Source organism: uncultured Aquitalea sp. (assembly GCF_945957525.1).
In the GTDB taxonomy this organism is placed as follows: domain Bacteria; phylum Pseudomonadota; class Gammaproteobacteria; order Burkholderiales; family Chromobacteriaceae; genus Aquitalea.
Genome location: NZ_CAMFLA010000007.1, coordinates 1 through 12,205, shown reverse-complemented (window position 1 = coordinate 12,205; position 12,205 = coordinate 1). Strand labels below are relative to the sequence as shown.

10 protein-coding genes are annotated in these 12,205 nt (G+C 62.1%); 3 read left to right on the top strand and 7 right to left on the bottom strand.

Translation table 11 applies throughout. The features are described 5' to 3' along the window. Positions 1 to 9: 9 nt before the first annotated feature. Complete coding sequence (gene adh / locus Q0P52_RS08080; RefSeq protein WP_293760395.1) at positions 10 to 1,515, top strand: aldehyde dehydrogenase; 1,506 nt, start codon at positions 10 to 12, stop codon at positions 1,513 to 1,515. Between the two features lie 1,308 nt (positions 1,516 to 2,823). Here adh and Q0P52_RS08075 read toward each other — a convergent pair. The 7 genes from Q0P52_RS08075 to Q0P52_RS08045 form a co-directional block, all read right to left on the bottom strand. Continuing rightward, entirely contained in the window at positions 2,824 to 4,260 is a 1,437-nt protein-coding gene (locus Q0P52_RS08075; protein ID WP_293760392.1) for a methyl-accepting chemotaxis protein, read from the bottom strand. Further along, positions 4,260 to 4,808: a PAS domain-containing protein gene (locus Q0P52_RS08070; RefSeq protein ID WP_293760389.1), complete on the bottom strand. Its 549-nt coding sequence runs from the start codon at positions 4,806 to 4,808 to the stop codon at positions 4,260 to 4,262. Before Q0P52_RS08070 ends, Q0P52_RS08075 begins: the two co-directional genes overlap by 1 nt. Positions 4,809 to 4,939: 131 nt before the next feature. Continuing rightward, positions 4,940 to 5,620, bottom strand: coding sequence for a Fe2+-dependent dioxygenase (locus Q0P52_RS08065; RefSeq protein WP_293760386.1), 681 nt, complete (start codon positions 5,618 to 5,620; stop codon positions 4,940 to 4,942). Positions 5,621 to 5,862: 242 nt separating this feature from the next. Further along, positions 5,863 to 8,049, bottom strand: coding sequence for a TonB-dependent siderophore receptor (locus Q0P52_RS08060; protein WP_293760383.1), 2,187 nt, complete (start codon positions 8,047 to 8,049; stop codon positions 5,863 to 5,865). Positions 8,050 to 8,212: 163 nt separating this feature from the next. Continuing rightward, positions 8,213 to 8,623: a biopolymer transporter ExbD gene (locus tag Q0P52_RS08055; protein WP_293760380.1), complete on the bottom strand. Its 411-nt coding sequence runs from the start codon at positions 8,621 to 8,623 to the stop codon at positions 8,213 to 8,215. After that, positions 8,604 to 9,287, bottom strand: coding sequence for a MotA/TolQ/ExbB proton channel family protein (locus Q0P52_RS08050; RefSeq protein WP_293760377.1), 684 nt, complete (start codon positions 9,285 to 9,287; stop codon positions 8,604 to 8,606). The genes Q0P52_RS08055 and Q0P52_RS08050 overlap by 20 nt, the downstream gene beginning before the upstream one ends. A 2-nt stretch (positions 9,288 to 9,289) precedes the next feature. After that, the gene (locus tag Q0P52_RS08045; protein ID WP_293760374.1) at positions 9,290 to 9,949 is read right to left on the bottom strand and encodes an energy transducer TonB; all 660 of its coding nucleotides are present in this window, start codon (positions 9,947 to 9,949) and stop codon (positions 9,290 to 9,292) included. 207 nt (positions 9,950 to 10,156) lie between these two features. Between Q0P52_RS08045 and hslV the strand changes: the two genes are divergently transcribed. After that, complete coding sequence (hslV, locus tag Q0P52_RS08040) at positions 10,157 to 10,714, top strand: ATP-dependent protease subunit HslV (RefSeq protein WP_293760371.1); 558 nt, start codon at positions 10,157 to 10,159, stop codon at positions 10,712 to 10,714. A 51-nt stretch (positions 10,715 to 10,765) separates the two neighbouring features. Then, positions 10,766 to 12,103, top strand: coding sequence for an ATP-dependent protease ATPase subunit HslU (hslU, locus tag Q0P52_RS08035; protein ID WP_293760368.1), 1,338 nt, complete (start codon positions 10,766 to 10,768; stop codon positions 12,101 to 12,103). Positions 12,104 to 12,205: the final 102 nt, after the last annotated feature.

Here is a 12,205-nt window from a genome sequence, read left to right as displayed (position 1 = left end):
AGACTCACCATGACGCAACTGACCCCCGGTTTCGATCTGAAACAGCGTTACGCCAACTTCATTGGCGGCCAATGGGTGCCGCCGGTCAACGGCCGTTACTTTGAAAACGTCACCCCGATCACCGGCAAGGTACTGTGTGAAATTCCCCGTTCCGACGAGCAGGACGTCGAACTGGCGCTGGACGCCGCGCATGCCGCCCGTTTCCGCTGGGGACACACTCCGGTGACCGAGCGCGCCATCATCCTCAATCGCATCGCCGATCGTATGGAGGCCAATCTTGAATTGCTGGCCAACGTGGAAACCTGGGACAACGGCAAGCCGATCCGCGAAACCCGCGCCGCCGATATCCCGCTGGCCATTGACCACTTCCGTTACTTTGCCGCCTGCGTGCGCGCTCAAGAAGGCAGCCTGGGCGAGATCGACGCCAATACGGTGTCCTATCACTTCCATGAGCCGCTGGGCGTGGTGGGCCAGATCATTCCCTGGAACTTCCCCATTCTGATGGCTGCGTGGAAACTGGCGCCGGCGCTGGCTGCGGGCAACTGCGTGGTGCTCAAGCCTGCCGAGCAGACTCCGCTGTCCATTCTGGTGTTGATGGAACTGGTTGGCGACCTGCTGCCGGCCGGCGTGCTTAACGTGGTGAACGGTTTTGGCGTGGAGGCTGGCAAGCCGTTGGCCAGTTCAAAGCGTATCGCCAAGATCGCCTTTACCGGCGAAACCGGCACGGGCCGACTGATCATGCAATACGCCAGCCAGAACCTGATTCCGGTGACGCTGGAGCTGGGCGGCAAATCGCCCAACATCTTCTTCGACGATGTGGCCGCTAAGGACGATGCCTTCTTTGACAAGGCGATTGAGGGCTTCGTGATGTTTGCGCTCAATCAGGGTGAAGTGTGTACTTGCCCCAGCCGTGCGCTGATTCACGAATCCATCTACGACCGTTTTATGGAGAAAGCGCTGGCGCGCGTGGCCGCCATCAAACAGGGCAATCCGCTGGACCCGAGTACCATGATTGGCGCGCAGGCCTCCAAAGAGCAGATGGACAAGATTCAGAGCTATCTGAGCATTGGCCGGGAAGAAGGCGCGCAAGTGCTGGCCGGCGGCGCGCGCGCCCATCTGGGCGGCGAGCTGGAAGGTGGTTATTACATCCAGCCGACGGTGTTCCACGGCCATAACAAGATGCGCATCTTCCAGGAAGAAATCTTTGGCCCGGTGGTATCGGTCACCACCTTCAAGGACACCGAAGAGGCGCTGCACATCGCCAACGATACGCTGTTTGGCCTGGGTGCCGGCGTATGGACCCGCAACATCAACACCGCCTTCCAGATGGGCCGTCACATCGAGGCTGGCCGCGTATGGACCAACTGCTATCACGCCTACCCGGCGCATGCCGCGTTTGGCGGTTACAAGCAGTCCGGCATCGGTCGCGAAACGCACAAGATGATGCTGGATCACTACCAGCAAACCAAGAACCTGCTGGTGAGCTACGCCGAAGACAAGCTGGGCTTCTTCTGACACCGGGCGGGCATCGCCCGCCTCCTTTCTCATGTAACCCTCCATCGTGTCATCCTGATCGACACGAGTTCTGGCCGCCTCCGGGCGGCCTTTTTTTATGCGTCTTCTGCGCAGGCTGGCGAATTGTCTTTTGCGTCAGAGGCTTGTGCGCCCCCTCGGGCGACGACCTGCCCGCTGGAGCGCATGCCGACAGCTTGTTCTGGTTCATGCCGCGCATCGGATTTCCCCCTGGCATCTGTCTGGCGATGAGTGACTGCACAGGGTTGCAGAGGTGCGAAACGGGCCTGCCGCAGCATGTGCGCCAGGCGTATGAGGGGCAGCGCGGGAGCAGTTTTGCGGTGTGGTTTTTGGGAGACGGGTTCGCCGGTTTCGCGGCTTGGACATGGAGTTGCCAGGGTTGATTTGAGAGTAGTCAGTTTTCTGCAGGCTATCAAAAATCTGCTTGCAATTTACATGTTTGTAATTTAATTAACGATATACATTAATTATTTACGTAAAAATCTGGCTTTGGCTTTGCTTGCTGCAGCGGGAGCGACGGCGGCGATCAGCAAAAAAGACAAGTGAGAGCTAGTTACGACAAGTGCGAGGGCGGCAGGGTGGGGAGCAGTCTGTACAGCGGCCGCAATGCGGGCATTGCTGAGACAAGGGGTCGTCCGCCGCAGGTAAGCCTCCGGCGATGGTGGGGGGGAGCGTTTGCTGCACTACAGCCAGTTGTTCTGGCGAGCCGATCACCCGCAATAAGGCATGCAATGCGGCTGCTAGTCCTTGGGGCGTTCGGCGTTGCCTGTCGGCAAGGGCCGACTGGCGCAAGGCGGCGGAGTTGCGAGGAGAACGCTCTTTGCTCGGGCAAGCCGATCAGCATGGGGCCGGGATCATACTGTGCAGGCGAGATTGGTGCGTGCAGGTTTGCCGCCGCAGACAAAACCACGAAGAGGCCCTGAACCAGCGCGCGCCGCACTGGTAGAACCCCTTGTACGACAAAGATTCGTAACGCCACAAAGGGGGCTGGCGGGTCTTAAAAGGCGAAGCTGATCTGGAGACCGCAAAGCCAGCTTGGCCGACGCGGTGCTGGCGGACAGGCGAGCGCGGGAAGGGCGCTGCAGGCACAGGCCAGCCCGATGATAGGCGGCATGGCTGGTTGGCCCTGTCGGCAACCATGGGGTGAGTGGGCCGTCATGCTGGAAGGATTCAGCGGGGCGGTGCCGCCGGTTGGGCGCACCGTGTCTTGCATGCCGGTGCCGGCGAGCCGCCGAGGTGCAAAAAAAACCGCGCCGGGGCGCGGGGTTTCTGTGAGGTGAGCGCGGGTGCTTAGCGGCGGTGCTTTTCTTCTACCACGCTGTCGAGCAGCTGCAGCAGGCGACCGCTGCTGTCTTCCAGCGAACGCATGGCGTCCACGATGCCACTCTCGTCCAGTACGCCGCTGGAGGCAGCTTTTGCCATGGCTTGGGCCATGAATTGTTCGGTGTCTTGCTGCAAGGCGGGGAGTTTGCCGAAAGCCGCCATGTCGCCAAAACTGTCGCGACCATCGCCGGCCAGCCAGCTGGAAAGGTCTTGTGAGGCCGGCAGGACGCTGCCGTCTTCCAGAGCGTGATACACCATCTGCTTGTGCATCACATGGCCTACCTTTTGCAGCGAGGCCTGCGATTTATCGCGCACATGGCCCACTTGCGCCAATACGCGATCAGCCTGCTCGGCCTGACGAGCGAACATATTGCGGAAGTCTTCCACCGAGCTCTTGACTTGTTCGGCCACGCCGCCTGCTTCGCCGGCACGGGTTTTCATGTCGTCAATGCGGGAAGACAGGCTGCCCAGTACCGATTGCACCTTGTGCGCGGTGGTTTTGCTGCGCTCGGCCAACTTGCGCACTTCGTCGGCAACTACCGCGAAACCACGGCCCATCTCGCCGGCGCGGGCCGCTTCGATAGCGGCGTTGAGCGCCAGCAGGTTGGTCTGGTCGGCAATGGCGGAAATATCGGCCAGCGCGGTTTCAATGCCGGTCCATTCCTCTGCAAGTGCGGTGCTGGCATCGTTCATGCTCACCACGCTGGTGGCGATGGTGTCCATGTGGCCGGTCAATTGCACGGCACTGTCCAGGCTGGCGCGCGCGCCCTGAGCGCTGTCGCGGGTAATGTCCGCCACATTGTCCATGGCGGCACTGATGGTGGAGAGGTCGGCCTGAGAGCCGGCCAGATTCTGCCGCAGATGCGGGTTGTTGAGCGAAGCCAGCTGCGAAGATAGGCGGTTGCGCCGGATGTAACCATCGTTGTCGGCCATGGCCTGGATGGCGGTGTCCACGTTGGCGAGCGATTCGGCAAACTCGCCCGGCAGGGCCTGGGATACCGGCCGGCGGGAAAAGTCGCCCTCGCTGACGCGGCGGAAGCAGGTGTTGATTTCCTTGAAGTAGGTTTCCACCTGGTCAAGAAAGTCGTTCAGCTCCCAGGCCACAAGGCCCACTTCACCCATGTCCCGGGTGCGCGATGCGCGGTGGTGCAGTTCGCCGTCGCCGGCCTGCATCAGCTGCTGATGCAGGGTATTGAGCAGGCGGAAGATGAAGCCGCTGCCCACCCATATATATAAAGACAAGCCAAGGGAGGCGAGCAGTACGATGGCGTCGACAGCGAATTTCCAGCCCGTGGGCAGGAAAATGGCGGCCATCATGGCAATGAGAATGAGCGCATTGAAGGTAACCAGCCAGACAGCCAGCCGGGTGCGCAAGAAGGGGGTTTTGACGCGGGTAACGGCCATCAGGCACTCCTTTCTTGCGCTGTTTCATCCAGCAAAGTGAGCGCGAAGCTGTCGTAAGTGTGGCCCTGTTTGGCCAGTTCTTCCTGCAACCAGGCGAGCGAGGCATCCGGCGCGGCGGCCTTACCGGCAGCGGCTTCGATGTCGCGCATGCGGGCATAGATGGGCGTTACGGTATCGATGGCGCGTCTGGTCGGCTGGCGGCGGACGGAGAAATAGCCTTGCAGCCGGCGCTGACTGTCGTAGTCTGGCGTTACATTGGCCAGCACCCAGTAGTAGTTGCCATCGGAAGTGTAATTCTTCACCACGCCGAAAAATTCCTGGCCGGCTTGCAGTGTTTTCCACATCAGGCGATAAACGCCGCGCGGCATGTCGGGATGGCGGATAAGGTTGTGCGGTTGACCCAGTAGTTGGTCTTCCGAGTAGCCTGCGATGCGCATGAAGATGCGATTGGCGTAGGTAATGTGGCCGGTGGGGTCGGTCTTGGTGATGATCAGCTCGTCAGGCTCAAGCATCACCTCCCGGCTGCCGGTGGCGGGTGGGTTTGTCATTATTCTCTCTCTGGCGGGTATCCGACTGACTATAAGAGATTATTACCCGCACAGCATGACACTTCCAGCCTCTACCCAAGCAAATTCTGCGACCCTTGCGATGAGTCAAGAGCAGTGCTGACACAAATGCTTTACAGCTCCGCCCACATTCTCAGCAGGTTGTGATAGGTGGCGGTCAGCGTCACCAGTTCTTCCGTGTCGCCTTGTGCGCCGCGCAAACGGCTGATGGCCATGTCCATGTCGAACAGCAAACCACGCTTTGCGTCGTCCCGGATCATGCTTTGGGTCCAGAAGAAAGACGCGATGCGCGCGCCGCGCGTCACGGGTTCAACCCGATGCAGGCTGGTGGAGGGATACAGCACCATGTCGCCGGCCGGCAGCTTGACGCTGTGCAGGCCGTAGGTGTCTTCCACGATCAGCTCGCCGCCGTCGTACTCTTCGGGATGGGTAAAGAATAGAGTGCAAGACACGTCGGTACGCACCCAGTCGCCGCTAAAGGGGTCGCTGCGCACGGCATTGTCCACGTGGTTGCCGAAATCCATGCCGCCCTGATAGCAGTTGAACAGGGGAGGGAACACTTTTTTGGGCAGGGCGGCAGAAAAGAACAAGCTGTTGCGCTTGAGGGCGGCCTCCACCATGGCCTGCAGTTCGCGGGCGGCGTCCAGATGCTGGGGCAGTTGCAGATTGCGCTTCACTTGCGCCGACTGGGTGCCGGCCGTGATGCGACCATCGGCCCAATCGGCGTTAAGCAACAGTTGGCGGCCATGGGCCAGCTCTTCGGCGCTCAGTACGCCGGGGATGTGCAGCAGCATGTGACAGGCTTTCTCTAATGTCGGACAAGGTTGGCCGAAGCCGCCGCCACGGGGCGGCGGCCCGGATTAATGACAAAACCTCTCTCGCTTTCAGATCAGGAAGCGAGAGGCCCTTGCCGGGCAAGGGCGGCGCAGAAGTAAAAAAAGATGGCTGCTGAATCAACAAGCGGGTTGCGGGGCCCGGTTTTGCCGGGTCCCGCACTTTCACGCCCAAGGGTGTTGTTAGCAGCCGGCGCGTGGGTTCAGAACTTCAGGCCCACGGTCAGTTGGGCTTCACGAGGGGTGCCCAGGGTGGCGTGGCCGCCATAAGCACCGTCGTAATACTTCACGTTGGCCAGGTTGTTGAGATTGAGTTGCACGCGGTATTTGCGGTCTTCATAGGACAGCATGGCGTTGCCCAGCAGATAAGACGGCAGGTAGTTGGTGTTGGCCTCGTTGGCGTAGCGCGAACCCACATAGGTCAGGCCGAAACCGCCAGTGACGGCATCGGTGATCTTGTAGGTAGTCCACAGATTGGCCGTGGCGCGCGGGGTGTAACGCGGCATCTTGCCCTCGGTGCCGGTCTGGCCCAGTGCGGCGGGCGCAGCCTTGTCGATTTTCGACTTCATGAAGGTGACGCCGGCAAACACTTCCCAGCGCTCGGTCAGTCTGCCGCTGCCTTCCACTTCGATGCCGTCGGTGTGACGCTTGCCGGACAGCACCACCAGGCTGGGTTCCAGCGGATCGGTATTGCGCTCGTTGGTTTTCTCGATGCGGAACAGCGCGGCGCGCAGGCTGACGTCGCCATCCATCAGGTCCCACTTGGCGCCCACTTCCATGTTGCGGTTCTTTTCCGGGTCCACTTTGGAGGTGGCCGGGTCCAGCGAGTAGGTTTCGCCGGACGGGTTGAAGGAGGTGCCGTAGCTGGCGTAGTAGGATTGGTTGAGGTCCGGTTGCCAGATCAGGCCGCTGCGCCAACTCCAGACATTGTCGGTGCGGCTGGCGTTGTAGCTGCGCGAACTGTTGGTGACCAGCGAGCCGTCCTTGTTGAAGGCGCGAACCTGATAATCACCCTGGAAGCGGTCGAAGCGGGCGCCCAGCACGGCTTTCCATTGGCGGTTCAGCTCCAGCGTATCCATGGCGTACAAGGCGGCGCTATTGGCGGTGAAGGTGGTGTTGCTGGTGCGATAGCGCGCCAGGTTGACGGCATCGTCCGGGTTGGGGTTGCCCACCGTGGTGCCGGTAACGGTGTTGAGCAGGGCGTAACGGCTGGTGTCCGAACTTTCGTGGGAGAACTCCATGCCGGTGAGCAGGGTGTGGCGGATGTCGCCGGTGGCGAAGCGGGTGGTGAGGTCGGTCTGATTGTTCCAAGACTGATCCACGCCGTCGCGCAGCGGCTTGCTGCGGTTCATACGGGTGCTGTCGGTCACCGGCACGCCCGCACTGACGCCGGACAGGCGCGGCGCGGTAGGGCTCACATCGCGCCAGAAGCGGTTGAAGCGCAGCTGGTTGCTCAGCTCGGCGCCGCTGTCGAAGGTGTGGGTCAGCTTGGCGGTGGCAATGTCGGCCGTTGTCTTTTCAAAGTCCGAGCTCAGGCCGTAGAAGCGGCTGCGGTCCACATCCAGCGGCTTCTGGGTATTGGGGTTGTACGGCACGCCATAGTCCGGCACGTTGTTTTCTTCCTGATGGAAGTAGGACAGCACCAGCGTAGTGGGCTGGCCCAGGCCGAAGGCCACCGATGGGGCAACACCCCAGCGCTTGTTTTCAGCCGGACCGCGATCGCTGCCGTCCTTGGTGTCCATCACCGCCAGACGCACGGCGGCGTTGTCGCCCACCATGCGGTTGACGTCCAGCGTGCCGCGCGCATAACTGTTGGTGCCGATGGAAAAATCCACCTCGCCCTTGTCGCCAAGGAAGGGGGATTTGCTGACCTGGTTCACCACGCCGCCGGTAGAGCCCCGGCCAAACAGCATCGAGCTGGCGCCCTTGAGCACTTCCACCTTTTCATCATTGAACGCGTCGCGGTTGTACTGGCCGATGTCGCGCATGCCGTCGCGATAGGTGTCGGTGGCGGCGGAGAAGCCGCGAATCACCACTTGGTCGCCGGTGCGGCCGCCTTCGCCGGCGGCAAAGGTGATGCCGGGCACATTGCGCAGCGCATCCTTCATGGTGGCGGCGTTCTGGTCCACCAGCAGTTGCTCGTTCACCACGGTGATGGATTGCGGAATGTCGCGCAGCGCCTGCTTGGTTTTGCCGATATTGCTGGTCTCGGTCTTGTAGGTGCCGCGGGTGGGCGCTTCGCCCTCAACGGTTACTTTTTCCAGCTGTTGCGGCGCATCAGCCGCTTGCGCCAGCGCCGGGCTCAGGGCGGCGGCCAGCATGCCGGCCGCCATTCTCGCGGGCAGTTTCTGTCGGCCCAGATGGGGCGACTGCTTCAGGCTGTGTTTCATGGTGTCCTCTAATAGCTGTGTGCAGTGTCAACACGGATGACGGTCTGATCCGGAAAACGGCGCGCAGCCGTCCTCGCGTCCCGGTGGGCGGGACGTGCGGATCAGGGGTGGGATTGCCGGTCGGCCGCGTCATCCCCCTGACGGGCCGGACCGGCGAGGGGGATCAGGGTGCTTCGGTGACGAAGCCTATTTTCTGTATGCCGCCTTGCTGTGCGCTGGCCAGCGTGGTGGCCACCAGTTCGTAGCGTACGGATTTGTCGGCGCGCAGATGCAGTTCCACTTGCGGATTGCGGCGCGCGGCCTCGGCAAAGCGGGCGGCCAGTTGTTCGCGCGGGGCGGGCTGGTCGTTCCAGAACACCTGGCCGGCGGCGTCGATGGCCAGGCGGATCTGCTCCGGCTTGTCCTCGTGCTGGCTGGCGGCCGCTTGCGGCAGATCCAGCGTCACACTGTTGGTCAGCAGCGGCGCTGTGATGATGAACACCACCAGCAGCACCAGCATCACATCCACCAGCGGCGTGGTGTTGATCTCCGCCATCGGCGCGCCGCCGTCGCGATCAAAGCTGCCGAACGCCATGGAGCTCTCCTGCCTGGGTCAACAATTGGGCGTGCAAGTCGTGCGCGAAGTGATCCAGATGCTGCGCATGCAAGCGCTGGGCGCGGATGAAGGCGTTGTAGGCCAGCACGGCCGGGATGGCGGCGGCCAGGCCGGCGGCGGTGGCGATCAGCGCTTCGCCGATGGGGCCGGCCACGGTGGCGATGCTTACCTGACCGGCGCTGCCGATATTCACCAGTGCGTGATAAATGCCCCATACCGTGCCGAAAAGGCCGATGAAGGGCGCGGTGGAGCCGACAGAAGCCAGCAAGGTCATGCCGGACTCCTGGCGCGCGGTCTCCTGCGCCAGGCCCTTGCGGATGGCGCGGGTGAGAAACTCGTCCAGCAAGCAGGCTTTGCCCAGCGATTTGTCGGCGTGTTCGTGGTGATGACGCATGGCGGCCAGGCCCTGGCGGGTGAGATTGGCTACCGGCGCGCGCGATTCAGCCAGCGCCGCCTCGGCGGTTTTCCAGTCCGGCGCATCCCACAGCAGCGCCTCAGCCTGTCGGTTGGCGTTACGGGTGCGCAGCAATTGCAGCCCGCGCAAAATGATCAGATACCAGGTCAGTACCGACATCAGGATCAGCAGGGAGAAAGTGGTCATCAGGACGGCGTCGCCCTGTTGGAATACGGTAAGCAGATTCATGGTCAAGGCTTGGTTTTCAGGGAAAATTCCACGGGAACGATAAAGGTGTAGGCAATCGGCTCTTTGCCGCGCTTGGCTGGCACGAACTTCCAGCGCTGCACCGCAGTGACGGCGGCGCGGTCAAGCCGCGGAAAGCCGCTGCTGTGCGCCACGCTCACCGCAGTGGGCAAGCCTTCCGCGCTGACATGGACGGTGAGCCGCACAATGCCGGTTTCCGACAGCTCCACCGACAAGGGCGGGTACACCGGTTTGGGGTTGTCCAGATAGGCGCCCTTGTAGAGCGGTTCCTGCACCGGCGCGGCTGGCGCGGGCGCGGCTTCGGTTGCGGGGGGCGCCGGCGGTGCAGCCGTCACGCTGTTGGCCGAAGGCTGGGCGGCTGCCTGGGCGGGCGCCGGTTTGACGACCGAAGCGGGGCGAACGGGCTGGGGTTGGCGCGACTGCCGTCTGGTTTCCGGTGTGCGTGCGGCCGGCTTGGGCGGCTGTGCTTGCGCTACGGGTTTGGGCGGCGCTTCCTGCGCCGCGCTCACCAGCTGCAATGCGGGCAACTCCGGCGGTGTAATCGGTGTCTGCCGGGCCAGCAGGCCGCCCAGCAACAGCAGCATCACGACATGCACGCCGCCGGTGCCCAGCATCGCCACGGCAGGGTAGGTTCGAGTAGACATGTTGCAATGCTAGTACGAATCATTCTCATTATCAACAGGATTGTTAAGAGATGTGGCCGCGTCAACACGCTGGCGCCGCGCGCGTTCCGCCTACGGCCAACCCTGTCGTCCACGTGGGGATTGCGCTTGCAATCCGTTCAACTGCCAGCATATTGAAAACATTCCGCCCGCAGGCGCGGGCAAGTCCCTCATAGACTGGAAAACACTATGCAGCAGTTCGACGGAACCACTATCGTCTCCGTCCGGCGCGGCGGGCGCGTGGCGCTGGGCGGCGACGGGCAGGTCACCCTGGGCAATATCGTGATCAAGGCCTCGGCCAGAAAAGTGCGCAAACTGCACAACGGCAAAGTGCTGGCGGGCTTCGCCGGCGGCACCGCCGATGCCTTCACCCTGATCGAGCGCTTTGAAGCCAAGCTGCAAAAACATCAGGGCAACTTGCTGGTGTCCGCCGTGGAGCTGGCCAAGGATTGGCGCACCGACCGCATGCTGCGCCGGCTGGAAGCCATGCTGATCGTGGCCGACAAGGACCACACGCTGATCATCACCGGCAACGGCGACGTGCTGGAGCCCGAACAAGGCATTGCCGCCATCGGCTCCGGCGGCGCATACGCCCAGTCGGCGGCGCGCGCGCTGTTTGAAAACACGGAACTCGATCCGGAAGCGGTGGTAAAGAAATCGCTGGAGATTGCCGGAGACATCTGCATCTACACCAACCATAACCACGTGATTGAAATCCTGGGCGACGAGGCCCAGCAGGCCGGCTGAACCGGCATATCCGAACCCCATGGCCCGGCGCGCGCCGGGTCGGAGAATGTCATGACGCAAATGACCCCGCAGGAAATCGTCCACGAGCTCAACAAACACATCGTTGGTCAGGACGCCGCCAAGCGCGCCGTCGCCATCGCGTTGCGCAACCGCTGGCGTCGCCAGCAGGTGGCCGAGCCGCTGCGCAGTGAGATCACCCCCAAGAACATCCTGATGATCGGCCCTACCGGCGTCGGCAAGACCGAAATCGCCCGTCGCCTGGCCCGCCTGTCCGGCGCGCCCTTCATCAAGGTGGAGGCCACCAAGTTCACCGAGGTGGGCTATGTGGGGCGCGATGTCGACACCATCATTCGCGATCTGGTGGAAGTGGCCATCAAAGAAACCCGCGACGCAGCCATCAAACGCAATCGCGTACGGGCCGAAGATGCGGCGGAAGACCGCATCCTCGACGTGCTCTTGCCGCCGGCGCGCACCACCCCCGGCTTCTTCGGCGAACCCGACGCCACGGAAAAAGCCGAGGACGGCGCCACCCGGCAGAAATTCCGCAAGATGCTGCGCGAAGGCAAACTCGACGATAAGGAAATTGAAATCGATGTTGCGGCCGCGGCTTCGCGCATGGAAATCTTCGCCCCGCCGGGCATGGAAGATTTCTCCAGCCAGCTGCAAAACATGTTCCAGGGCATGAACGCCGGCAAGAAGAAAGCCGCCAAGCTGAAAGTGGCCGAGGCCCTCAAGCTGCTGGTGGACGAAGAGGCAGCCAAGCTTGTCAATGAAGACGAACTCAAATCCGAAGCGCTGAAGAACGTCGAGCAAAACGGCATCGTCTTCCTTGATGAAATCGACAAAGTTACCAGCCGCGGCGAAGGCCAGGGTGCGGACGTCTCCCGCGCTGGCGTGCAGCGTGACTTGCTGCCGCTGGTGGAGGGCACCACCGTCACCACCAAGTACGGCATGGTGAAGACCGATCACATCCTCTTCATCGCCTCCGGCGCTTTTCAGCTGTCCAAACCGTCCGATCTCATTCCGGAACTGCAAGGCCGCCTGCCCATCCGCGTCGAGCTGTCCTCCCTTTCGGTAGACGACTTCACCGAAATTCTCACCGGTACCGATGCCTGCCTGACCCGACAGTATCAGGCGCTATTGGCCACCGAGGGCGTAGAGCTGGAATTTGCAGATAGCGGCATCCGTCGTCTGGCGGAGATTGCCTGGCAGGTCAATGAGAAAACCGAGAACATCGGCGCGCGCCGTCTGTACACAGTGATGGAAAAGCTGCTGGAAGAACTGTCCTACGATGCTCGCGCAGGCCAGTTCACGGTGGATGCCGCCTATGTCGACAGCAAGCTGCAGCAAGTCTCGGAGCGGGAAGACCTCGCGCGCTACGTACTGTAATGCGCTGGCGGCCTGATCAAGAGGCCGCCTTCGGCCAACCTCTCTATAGAAGGCAGCCCGGTTCGCACACTCCATAGAGCCGGCCGGCAGCCAGTGTCACCA